This window comes from Psychrobacter sp. CAL346-MNA-CIBAN-0220, assembly GCF_040309805.1.
Lineage (GTDB): Bacteria > Pseudomonadota > Gammaproteobacteria > Pseudomonadales > Moraxellaceae > Psychrobacter.
The window spans coordinates 1-279 of sequence record NZ_JBEOPF010000169.1; the positions used below are offsets into that span (position 1 = coordinate 1).

General features: G+C 45.2%; 1 protein-coding gene. It reads left to right on the plus strand.

Annotated elements, in window-relative coordinates:
* A partial coding sequence (locus AAEY88_RS13175) for an AbgT family transporter (protein ID WP_350563110.1) occupies nt 1-279 on the plus strand: 279 nt, incomplete at both ends.

Below are 279 nucleotides of genomic sequence, written 5' to 3' on the forward strand. Positions count from 1 at the left end.
TGTTAGGTGTGGGGGTTGCAGAGCATTCGGGCTTTATTAATACCGGCCTTAAGTTAATGCTTAAAGTGACGCCTAAAAAGTTATTAACGCCTTCAATTATTTTAGTGGCCATTGTAAGCCATACCGCAACTGATGCAGGTTATGTATTAGTTATTCCACTAGCTGGGGTTATATTTTATGCTGCAGGGCGCCATCCGCTTGCGGGTATTGCTGCTGCATTTGCTGGTGTGAGTGGTGGTTTTGGGGCTAACTTTATTCCATCGGGTATCGACCCATTGC